This window comes from Dokdonella sp. (genome assembly GCF_044227025.1).
GTDB lineage: Bacteria > Pseudomonadota > Gammaproteobacteria > Xanthomonadales > Rhodanobacteraceae > Dokdonella_A.
In genome coordinates this window covers 136,266-161,619 of record NZ_JBGAFX010000005.1, presented here as the reverse complement: position 1 = coordinate 161,619, position 25,354 = coordinate 136,266, and the positions used below count along the sequence as shown (strand labels likewise).

General features: G+C 67.5%; 28 protein-coding genes. 12 read left to right on the top strand and 16 right to left on the bottom strand.

Annotated elements, in window-relative coordinates; translation table 11 throughout:
• Positions 1 to 19 precede the first annotated feature (19 nt).
• Positions 20 to 1,690 carry a hypothetical protein gene (locus ACILRJ_RS13285; RefSeq protein WP_395683681.1) on the bottom strand — a complete coding sequence of 557 codons (1,671 nt, stop codon included), beginning with the start codon at positions 1,688 to 1,690 and terminating at the stop codon, positions 20 to 22.
• 73 nt (positions 1,691 to 1,763) lie between these two features.
• Here ACILRJ_RS13285 and ACILRJ_RS13280 point away from each other — a divergent pair, with 73 nt between their 5' ends.
• From ACILRJ_RS13280 to ACILRJ_RS13260, 5 genes are all read left to right on the top strand, one after another.
• Positions 1,764 to 3,203: a phosphatidylserine/phosphatidylglycerophosphate/cardiolipin synthase family protein gene (locus tag ACILRJ_RS13280; protein ID WP_395683680.1), complete on the top strand. Its 1,440-nt coding sequence runs from the start codon at positions 1,764 to 1,766 to the stop codon at positions 3,201 to 3,203.
• 27 nt (positions 3,204 to 3,230) lie between these two features.
• Positions 3,231 to 4,586 carry an exodeoxyribonuclease VII large subunit gene (gene xseA, locus ACILRJ_RS13275; protein ID WP_395683679.1) on the top strand — a complete coding sequence of 452 codons (1,356 nt, stop codon included), beginning with the start codon at positions 3,231 to 3,233 and terminating at the stop codon, positions 4,584 to 4,586.
• A 51-nt stretch (positions 4,587 to 4,637) separates the two neighbouring features.
• Positions 4,638 to 4,916 carry a type II toxin-antitoxin system RelE/ParE family toxin gene (locus ACILRJ_RS13270; protein WP_395683678.1) on the top strand — a complete coding sequence of 93 codons (279 nt, stop codon included), beginning with the start codon at positions 4,638 to 4,640 and terminating at the stop codon, positions 4,914 to 4,916.
• Positions 4,882 to 5,232: a HigA family addiction module antitoxin gene (locus tag ACILRJ_RS13265; protein ID WP_395683677.1), complete on the top strand. Its 351-nt coding sequence runs from the start codon at positions 4,882 to 4,884 to the stop codon at positions 5,230 to 5,232. Before ACILRJ_RS13270 ends, ACILRJ_RS13265 begins: the two co-directional genes overlap by 35 nt.
• Before the next feature lie 491 nt (positions 5,233 to 5,723).
• On the top strand, positions 5,724 to 7,202 hold the full coding sequence (locus ACILRJ_RS13260; protein ID WP_395683676.1) for an aldehyde dehydrogenase family protein: 1,479 nt from the start codon (positions 5,724 to 5,726) through the stop codon (positions 7,200 to 7,202).
• 11 nt (positions 7,203 to 7,213) lie between these two features.
• Here ACILRJ_RS13260 and ACILRJ_RS13255 read toward each other — a convergent pair whose 3' ends face one another.
• From ACILRJ_RS13255 to ACILRJ_RS13230, 6 genes are all read right to left on the bottom strand, one after another.
• Complete coding sequence (locus ACILRJ_RS13255) at positions 7,214 to 7,570, bottom strand: VOC family protein (protein WP_395683675.1); 357 nt, start codon at positions 7,568 to 7,570, stop codon at positions 7,214 to 7,216.
• 29 nt (positions 7,571 to 7,599) lie between these two features.
• Positions 7,600 to 8,445 (bottom strand): helix-turn-helix domain-containing protein, encoded by an 846-nt coding sequence (locus tag ACILRJ_RS13250; protein ID WP_395683674.1) that lies wholly within the window; start codon positions 8,443 to 8,445, stop codon positions 7,600 to 7,602.
• Positions 8,446 to 8,454: 9 nt separating this feature from the next.
• Positions 8,455 to 10,110, bottom strand: a complete 1,656-nt coding sequence (locus ACILRJ_RS13245) for a M28 family peptidase (RefSeq protein WP_395683673.1) — start codon at positions 10,108 to 10,110, stop codon at positions 8,455 to 8,457.
• A gap of 118 nt (positions 10,111 to 10,228) precedes the next feature.
• On the bottom strand, positions 10,229 to 10,549 hold the full coding sequence (sugE, locus tag ACILRJ_RS13240) for a quaternary ammonium compound efflux SMR transporter SugE (protein ID WP_395683672.1): 321 nt from the start codon (positions 10,547 to 10,549) through the stop codon (positions 10,229 to 10,231).
• A 163-nt stretch (positions 10,550 to 10,712) separates the two neighbouring features.
• The gene (locus tag ACILRJ_RS13235; protein ID WP_395683671.1) at positions 10,713 to 12,368 is read right to left on the bottom strand and encodes a M28 family metallopeptidase; all 1,656 of its coding nucleotides are present in this window, start codon (positions 12,366 to 12,368) and stop codon (positions 10,713 to 10,715) included.
• Positions 12,369 to 12,450: 82 nt separating this feature from the next.
• Positions 12,451 to 12,618, bottom strand: coding sequence for an oxidoreductase-like domain-containing protein (locus tag ACILRJ_RS13230; RefSeq protein ID WP_395683670.1), 168 nt, complete (start codon positions 12,616 to 12,618; stop codon positions 12,451 to 12,453).
• 67 nt (positions 12,619 to 12,685) lie between these two features.
• Between ACILRJ_RS13230 and ACILRJ_RS13225 the strand changes: the two genes are divergently transcribed.
• The gene (locus ACILRJ_RS13225; protein WP_395683669.1) at positions 12,686 to 14,071 is read left to right on the top strand and encodes an MBL fold metallo-hydrolase RNA specificity domain-containing protein; all 1,386 of its coding nucleotides are present in this window, start codon (positions 12,686 to 12,688) and stop codon (positions 14,069 to 14,071) included.
• Positions 14,072 to 14,095: 24 nt separating this feature from the next.
• Here ACILRJ_RS13225 and ACILRJ_RS13220 read toward each other — a convergent pair whose 3' ends face one another.
• Together ACILRJ_RS13220 and ACILRJ_RS13215 are read right to left on the bottom strand one after the other, a co-directional pair.
• On the bottom strand, positions 14,096 to 14,470 hold the full coding sequence (locus ACILRJ_RS13220; RefSeq protein WP_395683668.1) for a YciI family protein: 375 nt from the start codon (positions 14,468 to 14,470) through the stop codon (positions 14,096 to 14,098).
• Entirely contained in the window at positions 14,467 to 14,721 is a 255-nt protein-coding gene (locus ACILRJ_RS13215) for a DUF3297 family protein (RefSeq protein WP_395683667.1), read from the bottom strand. The genes ACILRJ_RS13220 and ACILRJ_RS13215 overlap by 4 nt, the downstream gene beginning before the upstream one ends.
• Before the next feature lie 115 nt (positions 14,722 to 14,836).
• On the opposite strand from ACILRJ_RS13215, the gene ACILRJ_RS13210 reads away from it, so the two are divergent.
• Positions 14,837 to 15,472: a hypothetical protein gene (locus ACILRJ_RS13210; protein WP_395683666.1), complete on the top strand. Its 636-nt coding sequence runs from the start codon at positions 14,837 to 14,839 to the stop codon at positions 15,470 to 15,472.
• Between the two features lie 187 nt (positions 15,473 to 15,659).
• Here ACILRJ_RS13210 and ACILRJ_RS13205 read toward each other — a convergent pair whose 3' ends face one another.
• Both ACILRJ_RS13205 and ACILRJ_RS13200 read right to left on the bottom strand, forming a co-directional pair.
• Entirely contained in the window at positions 15,660 to 16,772 is a 1,113-nt protein-coding gene (locus ACILRJ_RS13205; protein ID WP_395683665.1) for a diguanylate cyclase domain-containing protein, read from the bottom strand.
• Between the two features lies 1 nt (position 16,773).
• On the bottom strand, positions 16,774 to 17,679 hold the full coding sequence (locus ACILRJ_RS13200) for a LysR family transcriptional regulator (RefSeq protein ID WP_395683664.1): 906 nt from the start codon (positions 17,677 to 17,679) through the stop codon (positions 16,774 to 16,776).
• A gap of 128 nt (positions 17,680 to 17,807) precedes the next feature.
• On the opposite strand from ACILRJ_RS13200, the gene ACILRJ_RS13195 reads away from it, so the two are divergent.
• Both ACILRJ_RS13195 and ACILRJ_RS13190 read left to right on the top strand, forming a co-directional pair.
• Entirely contained in the window at positions 17,808 to 18,674 is an 867-nt protein-coding gene (locus ACILRJ_RS13195) for a pirin family protein (RefSeq protein WP_395683663.1), read from the top strand.
• 78 nt (positions 18,675 to 18,752) lie between these two features.
• Positions 18,753 to 18,971: a hypothetical protein gene (locus tag ACILRJ_RS13190; protein ID WP_395683662.1), complete on the top strand. Its 219-nt coding sequence runs from the start codon at positions 18,753 to 18,755 to the stop codon at positions 18,969 to 18,971.
• A 200-nt stretch (positions 18,972 to 19,171) separates the two neighbouring features.
• Here the strand turns inward: ACILRJ_RS13190 and ACILRJ_RS13185 are convergent, their stop codons facing one another.
• From ACILRJ_RS13185 to ACILRJ_RS13165, 5 genes are all read right to left on the bottom strand, one after another.
• Positions 19,172 to 19,750, bottom strand: a complete 579-nt coding sequence (locus ACILRJ_RS13185) for a YceI family protein (protein WP_395683661.1) — start codon at positions 19,748 to 19,750, stop codon at positions 19,172 to 19,174.
• Between the two features lie 89 nt (positions 19,751 to 19,839).
• Complete coding sequence (locus tag ACILRJ_RS13180) at positions 19,840 to 21,159, bottom strand: hypothetical protein (RefSeq protein WP_395683660.1); 1,320 nt, start codon at positions 21,157 to 21,159, stop codon at positions 19,840 to 19,842.
• Positions 21,160 to 21,239: 80 nt separating this feature from the next.
• Complete coding sequence (locus ACILRJ_RS13175; protein ID WP_395683659.1) at positions 21,240 to 21,506, bottom strand: DksA/TraR family C4-type zinc finger protein; 267 nt, start codon at positions 21,504 to 21,506, stop codon at positions 21,240 to 21,242.
• A 39-nt stretch (positions 21,507 to 21,545) separates the two neighbouring features.
• Complete coding sequence (locus tag ACILRJ_RS13170; protein ID WP_395683658.1) at positions 21,546 to 22,034, bottom strand: hypothetical protein; 489 nt, start codon at positions 22,032 to 22,034, stop codon at positions 21,546 to 21,548.
• A gap of 103 nt (positions 22,035 to 22,137) precedes the next feature.
• A complete protein-coding gene (locus ACILRJ_RS13165; RefSeq protein ID WP_395683657.1) occupies positions 22,138 to 23,043 on the bottom strand; it encodes a dienelactone hydrolase family protein in 906 nt (301 codons plus the stop codon).
• A gap of 193 nt (positions 23,044 to 23,236) precedes the next feature.
• On the opposite strand from ACILRJ_RS13165, the gene ACILRJ_RS13160 reads away from it, so the two are divergent.
• The 3 genes from ACILRJ_RS13160 (at position 23,237) to ACILRJ_RS13150 (ending at position 25,350) form a co-directional block, all read left to right on the top strand.
• Positions 23,237 to 23,920: a class I SAM-dependent methyltransferase gene (locus ACILRJ_RS13160; RefSeq protein ID WP_395683656.1), complete on the top strand. Its 684-nt coding sequence runs from the start codon at positions 23,237 to 23,239 to the stop codon at positions 23,918 to 23,920.
• The gene (locus ACILRJ_RS13155; protein WP_395683655.1) at positions 23,917 to 24,243 is read left to right on the top strand and encodes a YkgJ family cysteine cluster protein; all 327 of its coding nucleotides are present in this window, start codon (positions 23,917 to 23,919) and stop codon (positions 24,241 to 24,243) included. Before ACILRJ_RS13160 ends, ACILRJ_RS13155 begins: the two co-directional genes overlap by 4 nt.
• 189 nt (positions 24,244 to 24,432) lie before the next feature.
• Positions 24,433 to 25,350, top strand: coding sequence for an oxygenase MpaB family protein (locus tag ACILRJ_RS13150; RefSeq protein WP_395683654.1), 918 nt, complete (start codon positions 24,433 to 24,435; stop codon positions 25,348 to 25,350).
• Positions 25,351 to 25,354: the final 4 nt, after the last annotated feature.

Here is a 25,354-nt window from a genome sequence, read left to right as displayed (position 1 = left end):
TGCGCGCCGGACTGCGCGATCAGTGCTGGGTCAACGCAAAATGCTGGTAAATGCCGGTCATATCAAGCGCGCGCAGGTTTTCCAGCCGCTCGCTGCGCGCGGGCTTCGGCGGGCCGTACAGGTCCGCGGGAGCCGTCAGCTCAACCTCGCGCACGCTGCGGTCGATCTCCGTCGATGCCAGCAGCGCATCGTAGTCGATTCCGGGGTCAAGGTTCATCGATGCGAGCAGCAGGCCGCGAACGGGCGCACGGCGGTCGTCGTCGAGTACGCGCACCCCGACCGGAAGCGCGTGTCGCGCCAGCAGCTCGATGCCGGCGTCGACGCGCCCGTCCTCGTCGATGCGGATCCAGCGGATCACCCCAACCATCCATTCAGGCCGCCCGCCGTCTCCCGCGAGCGCGAGTCCGACCACCTCGGCAACGCGCGCGCGCACGGCCTCGCCCGCATTGCCACGTTCCCACAGCACCCGGTAGCCACCGAGGCCCTGGTCGATCACGCGCGCCTGGTATTTCATCGTGCGAGGGCGGTCGGCAGATCCGTTGCGCCACGACGCGCCGCAATCGACCTCGCTGAGGTTGATGACCTGGCCATGAACGTGACGCATGAACGTATCGAAGTCGTCGCCACCGGCCAGTGCGGCATGCAGATCATGCAGGCCGATCACGGTATCGAGCACATGCCCACCGCCGAGGCGTGTGTGGCTGCGCTCGCCATGGGCGCTCCAGTCGGACTGGAAGCGGCGCGCAAGCGCAACATCGAGCGTCTGCGCCTGTGCGCCGCGTGCGCGGATGGTGACGCTGCGCGCATCGTCGCGCACTGCGGCCATCTGTTCGTCGAATGCGGCCAGCAGGCGTTCCAGATGCAGGGACAGCGCATCGCGTCGACCGTTCTTGCTTTCCTCGGGTATGTAGCCGGGCCCGCGGTCCAGGTCGGTGTGGACGATCAGGTCGTCGCGGGTGCCGTTGCGTTCGCGCAGTTCCGCCAGCGGCGCCAGCACGCGCGCGAGGCCAACCAGGTCCAGTTGCTCGCGCTGTGTGTGCCGATACGGATTGGCGAGCGCGACCAGCAACGCCTGCACGTAGGCAGTCGTCGCCTTCAGCGGTTGCCCGCGCAGCGGGTCGTCGACATCGCGGTCGGCGAGGCGCAGCGAAGCGATGAAGCGATAGGTGTCGTGCAGCGCCTGCCACGCGCCGGGCGGCGGCGCACGATACAGCAGGCTGGCCTTGTCGAGATGCTCGCTGCCGTGCTGCAACGCGCGCACCGCTGCGAGCGCAACCTGCTTGCCGCGCAGGAACGGCACCGCACCCGCAGGGCCGCACAGTTCGGCCAGTGCCATGCGATAGCCGAGCGCAAGTTCGGCCTGGAAACCGAGCGCGAGCTGTCCGAGTTCCGCCTTCTGCGCAGGCAACGGAAAACTCGATCCGACGATCTGCTTGTCGGTGACGATCGCCAGTTGTGCGACCGAGCCACGCAACATCTCGAGCGCATCGAGCCGGCGCGCGCCGTCGCTGCGCGACCGGTTCAGCGCCTGCAGGCCTTCGAGCAGCCGCCGCGTGGCGACCTGGAAATTCGCCATCGGCAATTGCTCGATCCACGCACGCAACGTGCGCGCGTCGTGCACGAACGGCGCGCCGGGCGGTGCGTCACGCCACGGCAGGTTGCCGGTCAGTCTCCGGTAGGCCTCGTTCATCGCCAGGCATCCGTTCAGGGGGTCGTTAACAACAACGATGCAAGGAGCGGGCCGCCCGCCTACACTGCGCTGCATGGAACCCTCCGGCACCACGCCCTCGACCACCCTTCGCCTGCTCGCGGAGCAGGCGTTCAGCCGCGCAGCAGGCGCGCCGCTGCTGGCGGGCAATCGGGTCGACCTGCTGATCGACGCCGAGGCCGCGTTCGACGCGTGGCTGGCCGCGATCGCCGGCGCAACCGACACGATCCTGTTCGAGAATTACATTTTCCGCAGCGACGCGCTCGGCCGGCGCTTCCTCGACGCGCTGATCGAGCGCGCCCGCGCCGGCGTGCAGGTGTGCGTCGTGCGCGACTGGCTCGGCTGCCTCGGCCAATCGTCGGCCGGGTTCTGGGCGCCGCTGGTCGCGGCCGGAGGCGAGGTGCGCGCCTACAATCCGCCACGCTTCGCCAGTCCGTTCGGCTGGATGTCGCGCGACCACCGCAAGCTGCTCGTCGTCGACGCGACCGTCGGTTTCGTCGGCGGCATCTGCGTCAGCGGCACCTGGCTCGGCGATCCGGCGAAGCGGATCGAGCCGTGGCGCGACACCGCGATCGCGGTGCGCGGCCCGGCGCTCGGCGAACTGGTGCAAGCGTTCGCCGATGTGTGGGGCCAGCTCGGCGAGCCCCTCGCGCCCGATGTCGGCGAGCGCGCGGCACGCGCCCTGCCGTGCGGCAACACCGACCTGCGCGTGGTCGCGACCGTGCCGAACACGGCAGGCCTGTACCGGCTGGACCAGCTCATCGCCGGCATGGCGCGCACCAACCTGTGGTTGACCGATGCCTACTTCGTCGGAGTCGCACCGTACGTGCAGGCGTTGATCGCAGCATCGCGCGATGGCGTCGACGTGCGCCTGCTCGTGCCGGGCAGCAGCGACATCCCGGCCGTCGGCTCGCTCTCGCGCGCCGGCTATCGGCCGCTGCTCGAAGCCGGCATCCGGGTGTTCGAGTGGAACGGCTCGATGCTGCATGCGAAGACCGCGGTCGCCGACGGCCGCTGGGCGCGCGTCGGATCGAGCAACCTCAACCTCGCGAGCTGGATGGGCAACTGCGAGATCGACATCGCGATCGAGGACCAGGCGTTCGCGCATCGAATGGAGGCTCAGTATGAACAGGACATCGCGCGCGCGACCGAAATCGTATTGAAGATGCCGCGCAGGCGGCGCAGCACCCGCACCTCGATCCCGCGCGGCGCACAGGGCGGCAGCTCCGGACGCGCTGCGGCCGGCGCGCTGCGCCTTGCGAATTCGATCGGCGCCGCGATCACCAATCGGCGCGTGCTCGGTCCGGCCGAAGGCGCTCCGTTACTGGTCGCCGGCGTGATCCTGTCCATTGCGGCCGTGCTCGCCGCGCTGTGGCCCCGCCTCGTCGCGTGGCCGCTCGCCGCGCTTGCGCTGTGGATCGGCGCAACCCTGATCGCGCGCTACGCCGAATTGCGGCGCAAGGCCCCGCCAGCGCGCGACCCCGACATCGGGTAACCTGAGCGGCCGCACGCGCTCCCCGTCATGCCCGATCCGCTTGCCAGCTCCGCCGCTCCGCGCGAGGTCTACACGCCGTCCTCGCTGACACGCTTCGTGCGCGACCTGCTCGAGGACACCTTGCCGCTGATCTGGGTCGAGGGCGAAATCTCGAACTTCTCGCGACCCGCGTCCGGGCACCTCTACTTCACCCTCAAGGACGGCGGCGCGCAGGTGCGCTGCGCGATGTTCAAGCCGCGCAGCACGTGGCTGCGCTTCAAGCCGGCCGACGGCATGCACGTGCTCGCCCGCGTGCGCGTGAGCCTGTACGAGGCGCGCGGCGAGTTCCAGCTCATCGTCGATTCACTCGAGCAGGCCGGCGAAGGCGCGTTGCAGCGCGCATTCGAGCAACTCAAGGCAAGGCTCGCCGCGGAAGGATTGTTCGACGCGGGACTCAAGCGCGCCCTGCCACGATTCCCACGCCGCATCGGCGTGATCACCTCGCCGACCGGCGCCGCGATCCGCGACGTGCTGAGCGTGTTGCAACGCCGCTATCCACTCGCCGAGATCGAGATCCTTCCGGTACCCGTGCAAGGCCGCGAGGCACCGCCCGCGATCGTTGCGGCCTTGCAGGATGCTTCCAACGCGCATCGACACGACGTGATTCTGCTGACGCGCGGCGGTGGCTCGCTGGAAGACCTGTGGGCGTTCAACGACGAAGCCGTAGCGCGCGCGATCCGCGCCAGCACGATCCCGGTCGTGTCCGCGATCGGCCACGAGATCGATTTCACCATCGCGGATTTCGTTGCCGACCTGCGCGCGCCGACGCCGTCGGCAGCGGCCGAGCTGCTGGTGCCGGACGCGCTCGATCTCGCTCGCACGCTCGCACGCCAGCGCCAGCGCCTTGCGCAGCGCCTGCAGCGCGGTCTCGAATCACGTGCGCAGCACCTCGACCACCTGCTGGCGCGACTGAACGCGCAACGCCCGCAGGCGCGCCTCGCGCGAGCGGACGAACGCCTGCAGATGCTGCGGCAACGCCTGCAGCGCCGCCTCGACGAATCACGCGAACGCGGAACCGCCCGACTCGGCCACGCCCGCACGCGCCTGCTCGCGCAGCATCCGCTCGCCCTGCTCGCGCGCGCCGGCGAGCGCGCCGACGCGGCCCGCGAGCGACTTCGCCGCGGCGTGCAGGTCGGCGTCGAGCGCCGCAATGCACGCCTCGGCGAACTTGCCCGAACCCTGCACGCGGTGAGTCCACTGGCGACGCTCGACCGCGGCTATGCGATCCTGCTCGAGCGCGAATCCGCTACCGTCGTGCGCTCGATTGCACAGGCGCCCGCCGGCACCGCACTGCGCGCGCGCCTCGCGGATGGCGAACTCGCGCTCACTGTCAAGGACAATTAACCTTATGCTGCAGCGCTTGCCGATACTAACGCATCTCGTTAGTATCGGCACATGATCCGGAATTTCGCTGACAAGGAAAGTCGGGCCCTGTTCGAGGGCAAGCGCGTCCGGCGCTGGCAAGCGATCGAAGCCAGCGCAATGCGAAAGCTCGCCATGCTGAACCGCGCAGCGAAGCTCGAAGATCTGAAGATTCCGCCAGCGAACCGACTGGAAGCATTGCGAGGCAATCGCACTGGCAAATACAGCATCCGCATCAACGACCAGTACCGCATCTGTTTCGTGTGGAAACAGGGCGATGCATTCGATGTGGAGATCGTCGACTATCACTGAACCCGTGGACCCCATGCGCACCGTTCCCTACCCCACTCCCGGCGAAATCCTGCTCGAGGAATTCCTCAAGCCGATGGCGATCACGCAGTACCGTCTCGCCAAGGAAATCGGCGTCCCGCAGCGGCGCATCGGCGAAATCGTCGCCGGCAAGCGCGCCGTGACGGCGGATACCGGCCTGCGCCTGTCGCGCTTTTTCGGAACCTCCGAAGGATTCTGGACAGGCCTGCAGGATGATCACGATCGTGCGATCGCGAAGGATGTTCTCGCCGGCACGCTCGCCGGAATTCAGCCGCTGAAGGGCAGACGTGCCGCCTGAGAGGCCGGAGGAACGCAGTGCAACAATCACGCCTCGAAGTGTGGAATGAGATTCAAAGTGCCCAACGAGGCGCGCGCGTCGGCCTCATCTCAGAAGACGAGTTCACGGAGTTTCACGATTTCGTACGTCGACTCGAACAAACAATCATTGATACGAGGTCGGAAGCGAAACTGCATCTTGCCCAGATCATTGGCAGTCGGAAGCCGGGGAGTGCTTTTACCATCGCACGCCTTTCACGATCTGGCAGATGGGAAGTTCGACATTACGCCAGCCAGCGAGAGGCTGATAAGCCCGGCACCTGGCTGCTCGTAGCTGCCGAGCACGAATCCGGAGCTCGGATATCCATCGTGCCGCACACGGTTACGGCGCGTGATTTGGACGATTTGTTGGAGAAGTCCCTTGTTCAGCCTCAGCACCTGGTGGAGGCAACGGGGCCTGGCTATCACCGCCAGATTCAGCCATCAGGCAAGAAGTCGCGCTTGATTGACGTCATGTGTACACACCCACCAACTGAACACGCTTCAGCAACCCCGACCGCGACTCTTGCCAAGCGATTTGCGCTCTATGTAGCTGGTGAAGCTTTGCAGCCGAACGAAGCGCTTGACGTCGTCGACAAGTATTCCGGTGACGTCGCGGCACGCGTAGCGCTGGCCGACGCAGCGATGATCGAACGCGCGATCGCGGCAGCGATCGATGCCGAAGCGCCGATGCGCGCGTTCCCGCCTTATTCGCGCCAAGCCGTGCTTGAACACTGCGTCGCGCGTTTCCGCGAACGCTTCGACGAACTTGCGCTCGCGCTGTGCATCGAGGCGGGCAAGCCGATCAAGGATTCCGAGGGCGAGGTCGCGCGCCTGATCGACACGTTCCGCGTCGCCGCCGAGGAAGCGGTACGCATCGACGGCGAGGTGCTGAACCTCGAGATCTCGAAACGCGCGCACGGTTATCGCGGCTTCGTGCAGCGCGTGCCGATCGGCGCCTGCTCGTTCATCACGCCATTCAACTTCCCGCTGAACCTGGTCGCGCACAAGGTGGCGCCGGCGATCGCCGCGGGTTGTCCGTTCGTGCTGAAGCCGTCGGAGAAAACACCGATCGGCGCGCTGATCATCGGCGAGGTGCTGGCCGAAACCGACCTGCCGAAGGGCGCATTTTCGATCCTGCCCTGCCGCATCGAGGACGCCGCGCCGTTCGTCGGCGACGAGCGCCTGAAGCTGCTCTCGTTCACTGGCGGCCAGGTCGGCTGGGACCTGAAGGCGAAGGCCGGGCGCAAGAAGGTCGTGCTCGAACTCGGCGGCAATGCCGCCTGCATCGTCGACGCCGACCAGCGCGGAAAGCTCGACCACGTGCTCGAGCGGCTGATCTTCGGTGCGTACTACCAGTCGGGCCAGAGCTGCATCAAGGTCCAGCGCGTGTACGTGCATGCGTCGCTGTACGCCGGATTGCGCGACCGCTTCGTCGCGGCGACGAAGGCACTGAAGGCGGGCGACCCGCGCGAGCGCGACACCTTCCTCGGCCCGCTCATCGACGAGTCCTCGGCGAAGCGCCTCGAAGCCTGGATCGCCGAGGCGGTCGCCGGCGGCGCACGCGTGCTCTGCGGCGGCGGGCGCGAACGCAACCGGCTCGAGGCCACCGTGCTCGAGAACGTGCCGCGCGAGGCGAAGATCAACCGCCTCGAAGCGTTCGGACCGGTCACCCTGCTCGCGCCGTTCGACGACTTCGAGAACGCCCTGGCCAATGTCAACGATTCCGACTACGGCCTGCAGGCCGGCGTGTTCACGGATTCGCTGGTCCACGCGACGCGCGCGTGGGACGCGCTCGAAGTCGGCGGTGTCGTCGTCAACGACATCCCGAGTTTCCGCGTCGACAACATGCCGTACGGCGGCGTGAAACGCTCCGGACTCGGTCGCGAAGGCATCCGCTACGCGATCGAGGACATGACCGAACGCCGCCTGCTCGTGTTGCACGACGGCTGATCATCGCGGCGTCAGGTCGCGTCCATGCAGACGGCCTCGACATTGTTGCCGTCGGGATCGATCAGGAACGCGGCGTAGTAGGTCGGCGCGTAGTCGAGGCGCAGGCCGGGCGCACCGTTGTCGCGACCTCCGTTCGCGAGTCCCTCGGCATGGAAGCGATCGACCGCAGCGCGATTCCCCGCGCGGAATGCGACGTGGGTGCCGCCGACGACGCCTGCGTGTTCGTACAGCCACAGCGACGGGGCATCCGCAGGACCGAAGCCACTGCCGGATGCGTCCGGCTGGTGTCCAAGCGGCGCGAGTACTGCGCGGTAGAAACGCGAACTCGTGGCGAGGTTGCGGGTCTTCAAGCCGATATGGTCGTACATGCGCGGTCTCCGATGAGGGAGCGCGCAGGTTACGTAGCCGCGGCGAGACGTTCTTGGAAAATCTTGCGGTCCCCGCGTGCGGCGCGCCGGAACGCGCGCGGCGACATGCCGGCAGCGCGTCCGAACGTGCGCACGAAGTTCGATACATCGCCGAAGCCGACGTCGAATGCGACCTCGGTGATCGGGCGCTCCGCATCGGCGAGCAGGCGCGCGGCGCGGCGCAGGCGCACCCGAACGAGATACTGGTGCGGTGTCACGCCAAGCACAGCGCCGAACACGCGCAGGAAATGGTACGGGCTGAGCGCCGCCTCGCGCGCGGCGGCGTCGAGGTCGATCGCCTGGTGCGCATGCGCATCGAGCCAAAGCGCAGTCGCGACGGCGCGGCGGCGGTCACGCGCGGACAGCGCAAGCGAGCGACGCGGACCGCCTTCACGCAGGGCGAGAAACCGCCGCGCCAGCAGCACGCCGACTTCGTCGAGGCCAAGTTCGCTGTCACCCCGCGCCACAGCCTGTGCCAGTTCGCCGAGCACCACGAGCTCGGCCGCCGGTGGCACGGCACCGGCGCGCCAGCCGCGCCGCGAGTCGCCGATGGCGTCGACGAGCGACGCGTCATAGTGGAACGACAGGCAGGTGTCGCCCCCCGCATGATGGTCGTGCGTGCATACGTATTCGTCGCCGGGATGACCGATCAGGAACGCGCCGGCGACGAGTTCGTGCGCATGACCAAGTGCGTGGCAACCGAAGCTGCCTTCGCGCACGTACGAGATCGAATGTTCGCTGAAGCACTCGACCACCGAGCGGTCAGCCGGACCGGCCTCGCAGTGGTAGTCGCGCACCGCAAGCGTGGCTCCCTCGAACAGGCTGACGATCCGCATGCACGCGCCTCACCGCATTCCGACCACTGCTGCCGCGCGCGAGCCGTCGCGGATCGCGCGGAACGCGCTGTCCGCATGCCAGTTCGGCCACTCGTGGCCGTTGGCGAGCTTCCAGCCGACGGCACAGGATACCTCGATGTCCTGCACGATGCCGCGCAGGTCCCAGTGCGGATCGAACTCGTCCGCGGGCGTGTGGTAGCGCTTGCCATACGCGTTCCACAGCGCGGGCGGATCGGCGGCGCCGCGCGTCCGCGTACCGCCGCGCATGAACAGCACCGGCGCGCCGGCGCGCGCGAAGCTCAAGTGGTCGGAGCGGAAGAACGAATCCTTCTCGCTGCGCGATTCCGCCTCGAGCGTCCGATGCCGGCCCAGCACGAACGGCTTCACGACATCGTCGAGATCGGACATGCCGAGGCCGACCACGACGAAGTCGCTGGCGGGGCCGACCGGAACGAGCGCGTCGAAGTTGATGTCGACGACGGTCTTGGCGATCGGCACCGCCGGATGCAGGGTGTAGTACTTCGATCCGAGCAGGCCCGACTCCTCCAGCGTCGGCAACACGAACACGACGCTGCGCTCCGGTTTCGTCGCCGCACCGGCGAATTGCGCCGCGACTTCGAGCAGCGCGGCGACGCCGGTCGCATTGTCGATCGCGCCGTTGTAGATGTTGTCGCCGCTCTCGCCCGGGTGGGTACCGAGGTGGTCCCAGTGCGCGGAGTAGACGATCGCCTCGTCCGGATGGCGCGTGCCGCGCAGTTTCGCCACGATATTGCGCGAGCGCCCGCCGACGACGGTGCTGTCGATCACCACGCTCATGCGCGCGTCGCCGACCGGAGTGGCATGGAAACCGCGCTTGCGCGCCGCGTCCTGCAGCCCGCGCAAGGACATGCCGGCCGCCGCGAACAGCGCATCGGCGGCCGGCGCGGAAATCCACGCGCGCACCGGCGTCGGCGGTTGTGGATCGGCGTCGATCGGCAGGTCGAACTGCGGCATGCTCGCGCGCGTGCTCACGTACTCCCACGAATAGCCGGCGTCGCCCTCGTCGTGCACGACCAGCGTCGCGGCCGCGCCCTGGCGCGCGGCTTCCTCGAGCTTGTAGCCGTAGCGGCTGTACCAGGTCGTGCCGCGGATCACATCCGGCACGCCGGCCAGCACCACGACGGTCTTGCCGACGACATCCACGCCCGCGTAGTCGTGCCAGTCCTGCTCCGGCGCATCGATGCCGTAGCCCGCGAACACCAGCGCGCTGTTGCTGAGGCGCAGCTCCTGCTGGCCGGTATTCGTCGCGAACACGGCGTCCTTGCCGAATTTCAACGAATGCGTTTTGCCCGCGACCGCGATCTGCATGTGACTGCGACCGGTATCGACGGTGCTGGCGATCACCGGCACGTCCTGGAACCAGCGGTCGCCGATACCGGGCTGCAGTCCCATGCGCTCGAACTGTTCGTGCAGGTAGGCGGTCGTGCGGTCCTCGCTGTCGGTATCCGGGGCGCGGCCAGCGAATACATCCGAGGCGAGCGTTCGCACATGCGCGGCGAAATCCTCTGCGCGGACCTCCGGCGAGAACGCGCTGGCATTCCCCTTTTCGATCGCTTGATCCGCCGCACGAGCCGGATGCGCGAGCACGATCGCGAGCGCGAACGGAAGCGTTATCAAGACCTTCAACGGCGCACCCTCCTGCAGACACCCTCATCTTAGCGACGACGGCGAAGCACTCGCGCGCGGGCGATTGGCTGGGGAGGGCGCTTGGTGTTGCCAGGATTGCGCATCGGCAATTCCGCACTCAGCCCGGCGTGGCGAGCTTCAGGCCGACGATGCCGGCGACGATCAGCGCCAGGCTGAACAGGCGCCCGGCATTCGCGGGCTCACCGAGCAGGACGATGCCGAGGATCGCCGTGCCGACCGCGCCGACGCCGACCCACACCGCGTACGCACTGCCGACCGGCAGCGTCTTCATCGCGATGCCGAGCAGGACGAGACTGATCGCCATCGCGGCAACCGTGGCGAGCGTCGGCCACGGGCGCGTGAAGCCATCCGTGTACTTGAGCCCTATCGCCCAGCCGATCTCGAACAACCCTGCGAGGACAAGGATCAGCCAACTCATATCCAGAACCGTTCGTGTTGAGCGTAGCGGAACGAAGTTCCGCGAAGTCGAAACACCTCGTCATCCCGGCGAAAGGCGGGATCCAGTTCTCGCTGGAAGGTTTGGAAACTTCCGGCTTACGCCGGAATGACGAGCCTTCAGTGGTTCGGACCTTCCCAAGGGTCTACTTGCGCTCGCCCGCACTCGCGTCACGCGTGCTGCGGAACTCGGAGCCCTTCGCCCAGTTCGGCCAGCGCGTCGAATTGGCGAGGTCGTTGCCGAGTTTGTACAGCAGCGGCAGGTCGTGCGCGAGGCCGTCGAAGTCCTTGATCGCGGCCCATTCGTCGGCGGGCTGGTGGTAACGGTTCTTCGTGTAGTCCTTGCCGGCCGCCTCGCCGGCGGCGACGCCACCGACGACGAGGTCGTTGCCCGAGCCATAGGACAGCGCCGGCACGCCGCGCTTGGCGAACGGGAAATGATCGGAGCGGAAGAAGTGGCCGGCTTCCGGGTGCGGATCGGGCGCATAGGCGAGTCCGAAGGCCTTGCCGTCCGCGATCAACGCGTCGAGCAACTCGGATTCCGCACTGCCCGAGGTCGTGAAGTTGCGCGCGATGCCTTCGCTGCCCAACGCATCGCTGTTGATGACGGCGACCGTCTTCGCCAGCGGGTACAGCGGCTTCGACGCGTAGTACTCCGAACCGAGCAGGCCCTTCTCCTCCGCAGTCACGTTGAGGAACACGACCGAACGCTGCGGCCGCGGCGCCTGCGCGAACGCGCGGCCCAGCTCGATCAGCGCCGCCGTGCCGGTCGCATTGTCGACCGCGCCGTTGTAGATGCGGTCGCCCTTCGCATCCGGCGCACCGATGCCGAGATGGTCCCAGTGCGCGCTGTAGATGACCGTTTCGTCCGGGCGCTCGCTGCCTTCGACCAGACCGGCGATGTTCTGCGAAGTGATCACCTGGCTGTCGACCGCATACTCCGCCGACAGCGTCGCACCCTTCAGCGCAACCGGCTTGAAGCCGCGCGTCTGCGCCTGCTTCTTCAGCGCGGCGAAGTCGAGGCCGCTGCGCTTGAACAGGTCGAGCGCGAACTCGTGGGTGATCCAGCCCTCGAGCGGAACGTGTTCCGTCTGCGGATGATCGCGCACGATGTCGAACATCGTGTTGGTGTTCGAGTTCTTCACGGTCGCCCAGCCGTAGGAGGCCGGCGCCGTCTCGTGCACGATCAGCAGGCCGGCGGCACCACGACGCGCGGCTTCCTCGTACTTGTAGGTCCAGCGGCCGTAGTAGGTCATTGCCTTGCCGCCGAAGTCGCCCTTGCCGGTCTCGAAGTCGGGGTCGTTGATCAACACGACCGCGATCTTGCCGTGCAGGTCGACTCCCTTGAAATCGTCCCACTTGCGTTCCGGCGCGCTCACGCCGTAGCCGGCGAACACCAGCGGCGCATCCTTGATCGACACCGCCTTCGAGCCATCGAGCGCGGCGCGCACGGCAATCTCGGTTCCCTGGGTCAACGCCTGCGTCCTGCCCGCCGAGGCGAGCGCGAACTTCGGCGTACCGACGATCTCCGCGCGCAGCAAGGGGACCGCCTGGGTCCAGCCACGCTGGCCGTCCTTGAGGTCACCGCCCGGCTTCAGCCCGGCCGCCTTCATCTGCTCGATCACGTAGGCGATCGTTTTCACTTCGCCCGGGGTGGCCGGTCCGCGCCCTTCGAACGCATCGGACGACAGCGTCTTTACTTCGTCGGAGAGGCGCTTGGCGTCGAACGTCGGCGCATCGGCCGCAGAGGCCAGCAGTGGCAGGGCCAGCGCGATCGCGCAGACGAGGGTGTGCTTGGACATGGACGGACTCCTGCAGGTCAATCGCCCGATCCTAGCAGGCCTGCGTCGACCACCTCCATGCCATTGGTCCGGGTCGGCGCATTCAGGCCTGCGCGGCGGGGTGCCGCACGAACCAGGCAGCGAGGTCGGTTTCGTAGCGTTCGAGCGCGACGTCGTACAAGTCGAAGACGCAGCGCACGCAGCCGCCGCCACAGCAATCGGCGGGGTCGGGCGCCATCGGCTTCTCGGGCTTCGGATCGGAATCGGACATCGAACGCTGCCCTGCGGCACGGTCGGGTCATGGTAACGTCGCACGCTTCATCCCATGGAGTCTTGCGATGCGGATCGAGTTCCACGGCGCGGCCGGCGGCGAAGTCACGGGCTCCTGCCACCTGGTCGAAGTCGCCGGCAAGCGCATCCTGCTCGACTGCGGGATGATCCAGGGCGGCCGCGAAGCCGAGGCGCGCAATCTCGAACCGTTCGGATTCGACCCGGCGATGATCGACGTGCTCGTGCTCAGCCACGCGCACATCGATCATGTCGGGCGCGTGCCGTTGCTGGTCAAGCGCGGCTTCCGCGGGCCGATCTTCGCGCACGCGGCAACCTGCGATCTGCTGCCGATCATGCTGCTCGACGCCGCCTCGCTCGCGGAGCAGGCCGCCGAGCGCAGCAACCGCGATCGCGCCGACCACGAGCCGGACGTCGAACCGCTCTACACGCGCGAGGATGTCGAGGCGACGCGCAAGCGCTTGCGCCCGCTGTCGTACAACGAGGCGCACACGCTCCTGCCCGGCGTCAGCGTGCGCCTGCATGATGCCGGGCACATCCTCGGCTCGTGCATGGTCGAACTGCGCGAAGACGGCGCGTCGCCACGCACGCTCCTGTTCTCCGGCGATATCGGCATGCGCGGCACGCCGATCCTGCGCGATCCGTCACCGCCACCGCGAGCCGACCTGATCCTGATGGAATCGACCTACGGCGACCGCAACCACAAGGAGCGCCAGGCAACGGTGGCCGAGCTCGGCTCGATCTTCGAGCAGGCGAAGGCCGACGGCGGCAACGTGATCATCCCCGCGTTCGCGGTTGGACGCAGCCAGGAATTGCTGTACTGGTGCGCCGCGCACTTCGATACCTGGCAGCTTGCGTCGTGGCGGATCTTCCTCGACAGCCCGATGGCAGCCAAGGTGATGGGTGTCTACGACCGCCACACGGAATTGTTCGACGCCGAAGCGGCGCGCGTCTGGCGCGGACGCGTCAAGCCATTCGAGCTGCCGAACCTGCACATCAGCGAAAGCGTGGAGGAAAGCAAGGCGATCAACCGCCTGCACGGCGGCGCGATCATCATCGCCGGCTCGGGCATGGCGAACGGCGGTCGCGTGCGCCACCACCTCGCCAACAACCTCGCCAACCAACGCTGCCATGTGGTCTTCGTCGGCTACCAGGCGCAGGGAACGCTCGGCCGACTGCTCGTGAATCGTGTGCCGCGCGTGCGCATGTTGGGCCAGGAGATTCCTGTCCGCGCGCAGATCCACACGGTCGGCGGGCTCTCCGCCCATGCGGACCAGCAGGGATTGCTCGACTGGTATGGCGCAGGTCCCGCGCATCCACCCGTCGTGCTCGTGCACGGGGAAGAACCTGCGCGCGCGACACTCGCCGACGAGTTGCGCCGACGCTACCGGTGCGAGGTGACGCTATCGCAGGCGGGCATGGTGCGAGAGGTTTGAGGGCTGTCGGCCGAGGGCTCCGCCTCAGGCGCCGACGCGCGCTCGCACCTTGGCGAAATCGCGCACCGGGCGCAGTTCGAGACAACCGTACTTCGCCCATGGAAACTCGGCCGCGATGCGTAGTGCCTCGTCCATGTCGGCCGCTTCGATCAGGTTGAAGCCGCCGAGCATTTCCTTGGTCTCGGCGAACGGACCGTCGACGACGCTTGCCCGACCGTTGCGGATGCGCAGCGACTTCGCGGTAGAGGCGGCTTCGAGTTGCTGCGACTCGATCAGCTTGCCCTCGTCCTTGAGCTCGTCGGCGTGGCTGATGCACCCGTGCATAAGGCGATCGAACTCGCCGTCGGGCAGTGCTTCGAGCAGGGCATCGTCGGTGTACACGAGCATCAGGAACTTCACGGCGCCGCCTCCTGCCCATCGAACAGGAACGGCACCACTTCGCCTTTCAGCTTGATCGTGATCGGATCGCCGCGGCGATCACGCGCACGCCCGGCCGGCACGCGGATCCAGCCTTCACTGACGCAGTATTCCTCGACGTCGGTGCGCTGCTTGCCGTTGAAGCGGATGCCGACGCCGCGCGTGAGCAGCGCTTCGTCGTAGTGGGGACTCTTCGGGTTGACGCAGAGGCGATCAGGCAGGGTATCGGTCATCGTCGGGGTCACAGGGGCGGCTGCACGAAGCGCAAGGATAGCGTTCCCGCCCGCGGGCAGCGACCCTTGACCATGGACTTGCCTACAATCGGGACAGACCCGCAGCGACCACACCATGCCGACGACTACCCTGCCCGCCAATCGCGACTTCCTGCTTGCGCACGCCGCGCCCGCGCGCATCGGGCTCGCGGGCGGCAGTCATCCGATCGACCGCTCGATCCGCAAGGCGCAACGCGCGCTCACCGCGGATGCCGCCGGCAGCGCATGGTCGCACGCGTTCCTGATCGGCGAGCAACGCAGTGACGGCCATTGGTGGGTGCTCGAGTCGGATCTCGACGTGCGCCACAAGCAGGTCCGCCTCGGCGCACAGGAAAATCGCCTCGCCAAGTATTTCGACGAGGCGGCTTGGCCGAACCTCGCGGTACTCGACTTCGGCCTCGATGCGAGCCAATCGGCGCGCGTGCTGGCGACGGCTCTCGACCTGCTGGCGGATGCAACGCGCTATTCCCTGCGCGAGATCGTCGGCACGCTGTTGGCGCTCGCGCGCCCGGACCTGCGCACGCGCGAGAACCTGCTCGCGCGCGAAGGGTCGTTGTACTGCTCGGCCTTCGTGCAACATTGCTATGCGAGCATCGGCATCGAGTTCGCGCCGGGCGTCAGCACCAAGAACACGACACCGCACGACATCGCGGCGACCGCGCGGCCGCACCGCGTCGAACGCCTGCTGCGCCAGGCTGGCGCGAGCGCCTAATGCGTTGTGCCACGAGCACCCTCAAGCCATTCCGGGGATTCAGGGCCGCTCGCGAAGCTGTTGGTGCCAAGCGCCGCGGAACGAAGTTCCGCGAAGTTGCAAGACCGCATGGCGTGCTGTCAGCCTAGATTTCGGCGCCGCAGGCGCGGTCGCGCCCCTGCGCTTTCGCGCGACGCGGCCAGGGGCGTCAGTCGCTTCCGGGGTGGGCCGCCTCGGCCGCTGGCGGACCGGCAGATCCCGACGGCGACGGCACCACGCGTGCAACGACGCGATTGCGTCCACGCGCCTTTGCCGCATACAGGGCGCGATCCGCGGTGTCGATCAACGACTCCGGGGTTTGCGCCGCCTGCGGGCGCAGCGCACTCGCGCCGACACTGACCGTGACGTGCGGGCCAACACTCGAAGCCGGATGCGCCATCGCCAGCGCCTCGACGCGCCGACGCAGGCGCTCGCCGAGGCGACGCGCCGCACGCAGATCGCCATCGACCAGCAGCAGGGCGATCTCTTCGCCGCCGTACCGCGCAACCAGTTCGCAATGGCCCTCCGCAACACGCGTGCACAGGCGCGCGAGTTCGCGCAGGCATTCGTCGCCGTGCAGGTGGCCGCGCGCATCGTTGAGCGCCTTGAAACAATCGACGTCCACCAGCAGCAGCGCGAGCGAACGGCCGTCGCGAACATGCCGCTGCCATTCCTCGACCATGCGCAGGTCGAAGCAGCGCCGGTTGGCGATGCCGGTGAGGCCGTCGCTCATCGACAACTGTTCGAGCTTGCGATTGGCGACTTCCAGTTCACGCACGACGCGCGCGAGGTGGATCGTGCCGGCGATCTGCAACGCGACCGCGTCAAACATCGCGCGCACTTCCGGCGTGAAGAAATCGGCGTGCGTGCTCTCCAGGTTCAGTACGCCATGCAGGCGCGTGCGATGGCGGATCGGCACGATGTACTCGGACTGCACGGTTTCATTGCCCGGCACGTAGTCCGGGTCGTGCGCGACATCGGCGATCAACTGCACCTCGCCGGTGCGCACGCAGCGCCCGGCGGCTCCGACTTCGATCGGCCACGGCATGCCGAACGGCAGTTGCAGGTCGAGCTTGCCGGACCAGACTTCCTGCACGAAGTGGGTGCCTTCCTCGTTCAGCAGGATGATGCTCGCGATCGCCACCGGCAAACGGCGCGCGACGCAATCGACGATGCGCTGCAGGACTTCTTCCAGCGTTTCCCCCTGCAACGCGTCGGCCGAGACCTGGGCGAGGATCTCGGTCAGCATCACGCGCCTGCCGGCAGGTGCTTGTTCGCACATGTCAGTCCCCGGTCGATGCCGCGAAGCGCTCGGCCAGGAAATCGAGCAGCGCCCGCACCGACGGCAACAGCCCGCGGCGCGAGGCGAACACGACATGCACGATTTCCGCCCGCGGCGTCCATTCCTCGATCACGCGCACGAGCGCGCCGCGCGCGAACTCCTCGCGCAGCAGCATGGATGGCAGCTGCACGACACCGACGCCGGCTTCCGCCGCCGTTCGCAACGCGCTCATGCTGCGCGTGACCAGGCGCGGGCGATGATGGATCGCCGCCTGCGCACCGTCGGGCCCCTGCAGGTTCCACACGTGCTCGCTCTGCGGAACGCCCAGATCCATGCTTGGCAGATGCAGCAGGTCAGCCGGCACGACCGGTTTGCCGTGGCGCGCAAGCAGGTCCGCGCTGGCGACCAGGCACTGGCTGCGCTCGCCGAGCACGCGCATGACGAGATCGGTGTCCTGCAGCGGCGGCGGTCGCACGCGCACCGCAAGGTCGATGCCTTCGCCGACGACATCGACGCGCCGGTTGGTCGACTCCAGATGCACCTCGACGCGCGGGTAGGCAATCATGAAGTCCGCGACCATGCGACCGACCTGCATGTCGAGCAAGGCAACCGGGCAGGTCATGCGCACGACGCCGCGCGGCTCCGAGCGGGTGAGTTCGATCGCTTCCTCGGCCGCTTCCGCCTCGACCAGCATCGCCTTGCAGTGCGCGTGGAATGTCTGGCCGATCTCGGTAACCGAGAAATAGCGCGTAGAGCGCTGGATCAGGCGGACGCCGAGTCGATCCTCGAGCGCGGCGATGCGCCGGCTGAGCTTGGACTTGGGAATGCCGAGCGCTCGCCCAGCCGGCGCGAAGCCGCCGCGATCGACCACCTGGGCGAAGTAGTAGAGGTCGTTCAGGTCCTGCATTTGCCGGCCATTGTCCTGCCAACAGGACACTGAGGATAGATTGCGCGGTCTAGCGGCGCCATCGTCCCGAAGATATCTTGATTGCCAGTCCGACGGGGCGATCCGCCCGGTCACGAGGGAAAGCACTCATGAAGAAGATTCTCGGCGTCCACAGCGCACCACGCCCGCACTGGGTCGGTGACGGTTTCCCGGTGCGCTCGCTGTTTTCCTACGACAGCCTCGGCAAGCATCTCAGCCCGTTCCTGCTGCTCGACTACGCCGCACCGGCCCGCTTCGAACCAGCCAGCCACAAGCGCGGCGTCGGCGTCCACCCGCATCGCGGATTCGAGACGGTCACGATCGTCTACCAGGGCGAAGTCGATCATCGCGACTCGACCGGCGCCGGTGGTCACATCGGTCCGGGCGACGTGCAATGGATGACCGCGGCCTCCGGAATCCTGCACGAGGAATTCCATTCCGAGGCGTTCACGCGCAACGGCGGCACGCTCGAGATGGTGCAGTTGTGGGTGAATCTGCCGGCGAAGGACAAGATGGCCGACGCGGCCTACCAGACCCTGCGCGATGCGCAGATCCCTTCGGTGCCACTCGAGGATGGCGCAGGGCGGTTGCGCGTCATCGCCGGCGAGTACGCCGGCCGGAGTGGTCCTGCCCGCACGTTTACCCCGATCGACGTGTGGGACCTGCGCCTGAACCAGGGTGGCAGCACGCGATTCGCGTTGCCCGAAGGACATACGGCCGCCCTCGTCGTGTTGCATGGCACGCTGCTGGTCAACGGCGAAACCGTTGCGCGCGAAGCGCAGCTGGTGCAGTTCGACCGCGACGGCAGCGACATCGCGATCGAGGCGAACACCGACGCGACCCTGCTCGTGCTGGCCGGCGAACCGATTGATGAGCCGATCGTCGGCTACGGCCCATTCGTAATGAACAGCGATGCGCAGATCCGCCAGGCCATCGCGGATTTCAACGATGGCCGGTTCGGCACCATGGCGGCGTGAAACACGCGGCGGCTTCGCCCCACGAGGAAGCCGCCGTGCAGGAGGGATGTCCGATCCACTCGACCCGCGGGAGGCAGCATGGTCACGTCGCATCCGATCACCGGCACCCACCACCACACGCTCATCGCCGATGCGGTGACGCGCGCAGTCGGACACGTATCAGGGCATGCGGAAGACGCGCTCGAATCGCAGGCGTTCGCCGCTGCGTTCGGCACGATCTTCGCCGACCATCAGGCGCTGATCGAGAATTACATGATGGGCGCGGATATCGCGCACAAGCATGAAGGGCCGGACTGAGCGTGCAAGGGCGGACAAGGCGGCAATGCGGACCTGATCCACCAACCGTTCGCGTCGAGCGCAGCCCGCATCGGCGAGCGAAGGCGAAACGCCCTCTCGACGAACACTTCGACTCCGGCCTGCGGCCTGCGCTCGGTGCGAACGGAACCGGGGTTGGTTGATGCGGCAGCGACGGATCCACCAACCATTCGCCTCCCGCGTCACTCGTCGCGCAAGGCCTCGACCTGGATGCGCAGCGCGACCGACATGTCGAAGCCGTAGTCCTTGCCCGCATCGAGTCCGAACTTCGCGCGGTCGAACGTGCCGACCGCATCGGCACCGCACAGCTCGCGCTTGTACAGCGGGTGCGGGATGCACTTGAAGCGGTCGATCGTCAGCGTCAGAGGCTGCGTCACGCCGTGCAGGTCCAACTCGCCGACGAGTTTTGCCGGCACGCCGTTCGCGAACTGCTCCAGACGCCCCTTGTAGGTCGCCTTCGGGTACTTCGTCGTGTCGAACAAATCCTTGCCGCGCGCCCATTCGTTGAGCTTGTCCTGACCGAAGTCGATGCTGGCGAGATTGATCGTCACCTCGACGCTCCCCTTGCCGGCAACCTTGTCGAGCACGACCTTGCCCTCGCTCGCATTGAGCTTGCCGCGCCAGTACGAGATGCCCATGTGATCCGCCTCGAAGCTCGGATAGGTGTGGGACGGATCGATCGTGTAGCTCACCGGCGCTGCACTGGCGGCGCCGGAAAGCAGCGCCATGCACAGCGCGGACGGTACGGAAATACGGGTCATGCTCGGCTCCTCGTTGGTGGCGGCGATGCGATCTTCGCATCGACAACGATGGCGACGAACGCGAACGAGTGAAATCGACCTCCGTTGCGTCAAGGGTCCTTTTCCATGCGCAACGTGTAGTCGCCGCTTTTCGCGGACGGAACCAGCGTCCATCCATGCGCGAGGTCCAGTTGCCAGCCGTCGCCCTGCGGGTGGGCCGATGCACCACCATGCGCCGGCGCCGGCACCTGCACACCTGACCAGTTGTCATCGATGAGCGCGCCATCCACGACGCTGAGCGTGCCCCAGCGGTCGCTGATGCGGAGCGTCGGGTAGACGGTGCCATGCGGCGGCAACGCGACGAGGTTGCGTGGATCGAAACCGATGTGCATGTCGGAAAACGGCAGCAGCAGCACCGGTCCATCGACCAGCTTGGCTTGCCATTGCGCACGCAGCGCGCGTTGCGCGCGGTCACGCGCCTGTTCCTGCGCCCGCAGATCGCCACCCGAATAGCGCGCCAACACCTTCTGCGCAGCGGCCTCCAGATCCGCTGGCATGACGATCGACTCCGCCTCGCCGAGCAATGTTCCGAGGTCGGTGGAGGCAGCGAGCCTGCTGCGCCAATGCGCATCGGCCTCATCCAGCAGCAACCCGAGCGCGGGTCCGGAGTGATACGCGAACGAGCGGACGAACGACGCTCCCTGCTCTGCCGCGCGCAGGTCGGCGCGCACGCGCGCGTACGCGTCGGCGCCGGCCAGCCGATAGCCGGTGTATTCGGCGAGCCCTTCATTGAGTTCGAGCGCGCGCTCATCGGCTGCAGCCGTGCCGCCCAACTGCCTTCGCCACGCGCGAATGGTCAGCGCATCGGCAATTGCCTGCTGCCGAAGCGCCTTGCCGCGAGGAGACAGCGCAGCCGCCAGTGCGCGCCATTCGAGTCGCATGCGGATGCGACCGTCGAGGCTGTCCAGATGCGCAGGTGTCGGACTCGCCTGCGGCAATCCGAGCGCGCCCTGGATGCGATGCCAGGACTCGTGCATCAGCAGTCGGGCGCGTGCCTCCGGCTCGCGCGGCAGTGGCCAGCTGAGGGCGACCCACTGCACGCCGTTCCAGTCGAGCGCGGTATTCGCGACCTGCACCGCGTCGGGCAATCGCCCGACGTACACGCCATGCTCGGCGCGCAGCTCACCGTGGGCATCCGCAGCGCTGGCGACCACGCGATGCGTCGCCGGATCGGCGAGCAGCAACGGACCGCACAGGCTTACGCCCCACAGGTGGCCATCATCGAGACGGCACAACCGCTCCGCCTGCGCGATCGCGGCGCGGGCTTCTTCGACATCGATGGAGGGCGCCTCGCCGCCAAATGCAGGGGCCACGGCGAGCAGGGACAGGCAGATGGGCGCGAGCAGGCGCAGGCGTGGTGGATGGTGCATGGGCGGGCATTCCCTATGTGGACTGCCCGTTCAGATGTCCCGACGATGCAAACAGTCGCACCGACGCGCCGCGATCCCGCTCAGCGCAACTGGCTGTCCTTGCTGCCGCGGCGGTTGTAGCCGGCGGCGGCGGACTGCTCGCGATCGTGCGCGTCCTGGCAGATGACGCACAGGCGCACCCCGGGCACGGCGTCGCGTCGCGCCTTGGGGATCGGCGCATCGCATTCCTCGCACTGACTCAGGCTCGGACCCTTGCGCATGCGGCTGCGCGCACGCTTGACCGCGTCCTCGACGGTCGCGTCGATCTGGTCCTGCACCGCGCCATCGCCGGCCCAGCCGGTGGCCATCGCCCTGCTCCAAAGCCTTGCCGATCCGCCGCCATTCTATCAGGCGCGGCGCAACGCGCGCTGCGCGAACAGCATGCAGATCGTGCCGAACAGCATGTGCGCGACCACGCTCAGCGCAATCGTGTCGAGATGCTTGAACGATGGCGAAGCGCCCACGCGCGACAGCGGCATCACCACGAAGTTCATGATGAGGTAGAGCAGGACGCCGTACGGCGGCCCGTACACGAACGGTTTGCGCAGCAGCGCCGGCGCGCGCCGCGCGACAAGCGTGCAGGCGACCACGAACATGGTCGCCATGAACAGATGCAGCGCCGCGCCGAGCACAGCGGTCGGCACGCCGCCCTCAAAGCTCGCCTTGCCGAGCACGCCGACCGCGATCGACTGGAACACGCGGGTGATTCCCGCTGCGTCCCACGTGAACCACACCGTAGTCGCGAAAGCGATGTCGCCGGCGGCGATCAGCAGGCCGCCAAGGAACACCTGGGACCAATCGATCGGACGCGGCGGTTGCGCAAGACTGGCAGACATGGGAGGTCCTTCCGGGATGGTCGGTGCGTTCATGCCGCACAGTGTGCAGCATGCGGCGTGACATCGGTTGCGCGATCGGGGTCTCTGCGCGGTCGATCCGGCGTCACGCCGGATGGCTGCGCAGGGTGCGCTCGAACAAGGCGAGCATGCGCCGCCAGGCTTCGGTCGCCGCTGGCTTGTCGTAGCGAGGTGTGGTGTCGTTGTTGAAGCCGTGCTCGGTTCCGGCCGGCTGGTACAGCGCGTAGTGCACTGCTGCCATCTTGAGTGCCGCCTCGTAGGCGGGCCAGGTGTCGTTTACGCGCTCGTCGTTCGCGGCGAGCACGACCAGCAGCTCGGCCTTGATGCCGGCAACGTCCGCACTTGGCGGTGCGGGACCGTAGAACGGGACCGCCGCGGCGAGCTGCGGCAACTTCGTCGCGAGGAAATTCACGATGGCGCCGCCGTAGCAGAAGCCGACGGCACCCATGCGTCCGTTGCCGCCGTCGACGCGGCCCAGCCAGTCAGCGGCAGCTAGAAAATCCGCGCGTATCCTGTCCTGGTCGAGTTGCTTGAAGCGCGCGCGCGCCGCATCCTCGTCGCCCGGATAGCCACCGAGGGGAAACAGCGCATCCGGCGCGAACGCGATGAAGTTCTCCAACGCAAGGCGTCGAGCGATGTCCTCGATGTGCGGGTTGAGGCCACGGTTCTCGTGTGCGACCAGCACCACCGGCAACGGTCCGCTCGCCTGCGCCGGCCGCGCGAGATAGCCGCTCGCCTTGCCGTAACCGGACGGCGAAGCGAACGACATGTGCTTCGCCGACACGCGCGGGTCATTCGGCTTCACCTGCTGCGCCTGCGCGAACCTCGGACTCAGCGCGGCAAGCAGGCCCGCGGCGCCGGCGGCGCCGGCAGCGAAACGTGCGGCGCTGGCGAGGAAGCCGCGACGATCGATCAACCCGTGCACGTATTGATCGAACAACCGCAGTACCTCGGGATCGAAATCGCCGGCATTCAGGTTCCGATCCGACATGACGCCCTCCAGTCCTGCGTGGCTGCCAGCTTAACGCGCCTCGATCGGCGCCGCACGATCGTGCGCGGGCGGATGTAAGATGGCCGCGCGGCACGTCGTGCTGCGCGTCCCGCCGACCGTATGCGGTCCCCGCTTCGCTCCCATCCACGCGTCATCACTCCGCGCCGCGAAGTGACGCAAGCCGGGAGCGCCCATGCAGGGCTACGCAACTCGCAATCTGACTCTCAGCATCGGCGGACACGACTACCAGGTCCGTTCGCTGAGCGATCGACAGCAGTTTGCCGATCCGCAAGGCGACGCGGAACGCGCGGGTATTTCAAGCGCGCAATGGGCGCTGTTCGGACAACCCTGGCCTTCAGGCCATGCACTGGCCGAAACGATGAGCGCGTTCGCGATCGACGGCAAGCGCATTCTGGAACTCGGTTGCGGCCTCGGCCTGTCGAGCCTGGTGTTGCAGCGGCGCGAAGCCGACATCACGGCAAGCGACCATCATCCTCTCGCCGAGTCGTTCCTCGAGCACAATGCCGCGTTGAACGACCTGACATCGATCCGCTACCGCGACCTGCCCTGGAACGAACCCGACGCGACCCTCGGCCGTTTCGACGTGATCATCGCCAGTGACGTGCTCTACGAACGAGGCCACGCCGCGCAGCTGGCGGGAATGATGCAGCGGCACGCGCAAGCGGATGCCGAAATCGTCCTTTCCGATCCGGGCCGCGGCAACAGCGCATCGTTCACGCGCGCGATGAAGGCACAGGGCTACGCGGTCGATGAACGGCGCCAGCGCTTCGAGGACACCGACATCGAACCGTTTCGCGGACGCGTGATCCACTATCGGCGCGACGACGCGTCGCGCGATGCGCAGCGCCGGTCATGAGCCATCGACGACCGCCCGCAGCGCACATCGACCGCAGCGTTTCCTGCTCGAACTGCGCGGCGGTCTGCTGTCGCCTCACCGTCGTGCTGATGCCGGACGACCATGTTCCTGCCGAATTGATCGAACGCGGCGTGCAGGGCGTGGATATGCTCAAGCGCGGCGAGGACGGTTGGTGCGTCGCGGTCGATCGCAAACACATGCGCTGCACCATCTACGAGCAGCGCCCCGCCGCGTGCCGACGCTTCGTCATGGGCGGCGATTATTGCTGCGCCGTGCGCGAGGCACATGACCGACGCGCGATTCCGTCCATCCTGGTCGACTGAAATCCGGGCGTTTCAATCCTGGCAGGGATCGCTCGCGATCGCGCCGATTTCCGATGCCGCGTCGTCGCCGTCACCAACGAGCAAAAGCCCGGTTGTTCAGGGGTCTTCTGGGATCCGATACGCTCCCGCAACGAAGCGCGGGCGGCGCGACGGACACGGAAACACCGATACCCCGCTACCATCGCCGCGATGAATGCCTTGCCACGCCTTGCCGCTCCTGCCGCTGCACACATCCGCCGCTGGGTCCTCGGCGCATTTCCGCGTGGACACGACGGCATCGACTACACCCAGCCGCCAGGCGATGCGGGCCTGTTCGGACCGGACAGCGCGACCTGGCGCGTGCATGCCGATTTTCCCGGCATGCTGTCCGGCGGACTGTGCGCACTGATGCTGCAGGTGCTGCATCCGCTCGCGCTCGCCGGCGTGTGGGACCATTCGAACTTCCGCGACGACCTCGTCGGTCGCCTGCGTCGCACCACCGCGTTTGTCGCCGGTACGACGTACGCCTCGCGAGGTGATGCCGAACAACTGCTCGCGCGCGTCGCGCGCATCCATGCGCAGGTACGCGGCAGCGCCGCGGACGGACGTGCCTACGCCGCCGACGATCCGCAGCTGCTGACCTGGGTGCACGTCACCGAAGCGTTCGGCTTCCTGCAGGGCTACCGCCGCTATGCGCGCATCGCGATGCCCGCCGATGCCGCCGATCGCTACTACGGCGAAGTGAAACGCATCGCCGAACGACTCGGCGCACGCGACGTGCCGGCGTCGGAACACGAGGTCCTCGCCTACTTCGCGCGCGTGCGCAACGACCTCGTGTTCGACCAGCGCTCGCGCGAAGTGCTCGCCGTGCTCGCACGCATCCGCCTGCCGGTGCCGGCGGCGGGACTGTCGCGCAACCTGTTCCTCGATGCCGGGGCCGCGTTGTTGCCGGACTGGGCGACGACGCTGCTCTCCCGCACGCCACTGCAGCGCGCCCGGGCGAAATTCGCCGCGAGCGTGCTGCACGCGCTGTCGCCGATGTTCCGCGCGGCCCTGCCGGACGGCGTCGCGCCTCGTGCCTGCGCGCGCGTCGGTGTGCCACCGCAGATCCTCACCCGCTGGTCCTGACAGG

Bases quoted from the DNA above. Each gene is read 5' to 3' on its own strand.
- ACILRJ_RS13190 (WP_395683662.1), top strand. From the start codon at position 18,753: ATGGTCACGTCGCATCCGATCACCGGCACCCACCACCACACGCTCATC.
- ACILRJ_RS13250 (WP_395683674.1), bottom strand. From the start codon at position 8,445: ATGCGGATCGTCAGCCTGTTCGAGGGAGCCACGCTTGCGGTGCGCGAC.
- ACILRJ_RS13225 (WP_395683669.1), top strand. From the start codon at position 12,686: ATGCGGATCGAGTTCCACGGCGCGGCCGGCGGCGAAGTCACGGGCTCC.
- ACILRJ_RS13205 (WP_395683665.1), bottom strand. From the start codon at position 16,772: ATGTGCGAACAAGCACCTGCCGGCAGGCGCGTGATGCTGACCGAGATC.
- ACILRJ_RS13265 (WP_395683677.1), top strand. From the start codon at position 4,882: ATGCATTCGATGTGGAGATCGTCGACTATCACTGAACCCGTGGACCCC.
- ACILRJ_RS13175 (WP_395683659.1), bottom strand. From the start codon at position 21,506: ATGGCCACCGGCTGGGCCGGCGATGGCGCGGTGCAGGACCAGATCGAC.
- ACILRJ_RS13285 (WP_395683681.1), bottom strand. From the start codon at position 1,690: ATGAACGAGGCCTACCGGAGACTGACCGGCAACCTGCCGTGGCGTGAC.
- ACILRJ_RS13235 (WP_395683671.1), bottom strand. From the start codon at position 12,368: ATGTCCAAGCACACCCTCGTCTGCGCGATCGCGCTGGCCCTGCCACTG.
- ACILRJ_RS13165 (WP_395683657.1), bottom strand. From the start codon at position 23,043: ATGTCGGATCGGAACCTGAATGCCGGCGATTTCGATCCCGAGGTACTG.
- ACILRJ_RS13170 (WP_395683658.1), bottom strand. From the start codon at position 22,034: ATGTCTGCCAGTCTTGCGCAACCGCCGCGTCCGATCGATTGGTCCCAG.
- ACILRJ_RS13150 (WP_395683654.1), top strand. From the start codon at position 24,433: ATGAATGCCTTGCCACGCCTTGCCGCTCCTGCCGCTGCACACATCCGC.
- ACILRJ_RS13160 (WP_395683656.1), top strand. From the start codon at position 23,237: ATGCAGGGCTACGCAACTCGCAATCTGACTCTCAGCATCGGCGGACAC.
- xseA (WP_395683679.1), top strand. From the start codon at position 3,231: ATGCCCGATCCGCTTGCCAGCTCCGCCGCTCCGCGCGAGGTCTACACG.
- ACILRJ_RS13260 (WP_395683676.1), top strand. From the start codon at position 5,724: ATGTGTACACACCCACCAACTGAACACGCTTCAGCAACCCCGACCGCG.
- ACILRJ_RS13180 (WP_395683660.1), bottom strand. From the start codon at position 21,159: ATGCACCATCCACCACGCCTGCGCCTGCTCGCGCCCATCTGCCTGTCC.
- ACILRJ_RS13230 (WP_395683670.1), bottom strand. From the start codon at position 12,618: ATGTCCGATTCCGATCCGAAGCCCGAGAAGCCGATGGCGCCCGACCCC.
- ACILRJ_RS13270 (WP_395683678.1), top strand. From the start codon at position 4,638: ATGATCCGGAATTTCGCTGACAAGGAAAGTCGGGCCCTGTTCGAGGGC.
- ACILRJ_RS13215 (WP_395683667.1), bottom strand. From the start codon at position 14,721: ATGACCGATACCCTGCCTGATCGCCTCTGCGTCAACCCGAAGAGTCCC.
- ACILRJ_RS13255 (WP_395683675.1), bottom strand. From the start codon at position 7,570: ATGTACGACCATATCGGCTTGAAGACCCGCAACCTCGCCACGAGTTCG.
- ACILRJ_RS13200 (WP_395683664.1), bottom strand. From the start codon at position 17,679: ATGCAGGACCTGAACGACCTCTACTACTTCGCCCAGGTGGTCGATCGC.
- ACILRJ_RS13210 (WP_395683666.1), top strand. From the start codon at position 14,837: ATGCCGACGACTACCCTGCCCGCCAATCGCGACTTCCTGCTTGCGCAC.
- ACILRJ_RS13195 (WP_395683663.1), top strand. From the start codon at position 17,808: ATGAAGAAGATTCTCGGCGTCCACAGCGCACCACGCCCGCACTGGGTC.
- ACILRJ_RS13155 (WP_395683655.1), top strand. From the start codon at position 23,917: ATGAGCCATCGACGACCGCCCGCAGCGCACATCGACCGCAGCGTTTCC.
- ACILRJ_RS13280 (WP_395683680.1), top strand. From the start codon at position 1,764: ATGGAACCCTCCGGCACCACGCCCTCGACCACCCTTCGCCTGCTCGCG.
- ACILRJ_RS13185 (WP_395683661.1), bottom strand. From the start codon at position 19,750: ATGACCCGTATTTCCGTACCGTCCGCGCTGTGCATGGCGCTGCTTTCC.
- sugE (WP_395683672.1), bottom strand. From the start codon at position 10,549: ATGAGTTGGCTGATCCTTGTCCTCGCAGGGTTGTTCGAGATCGGCTGG.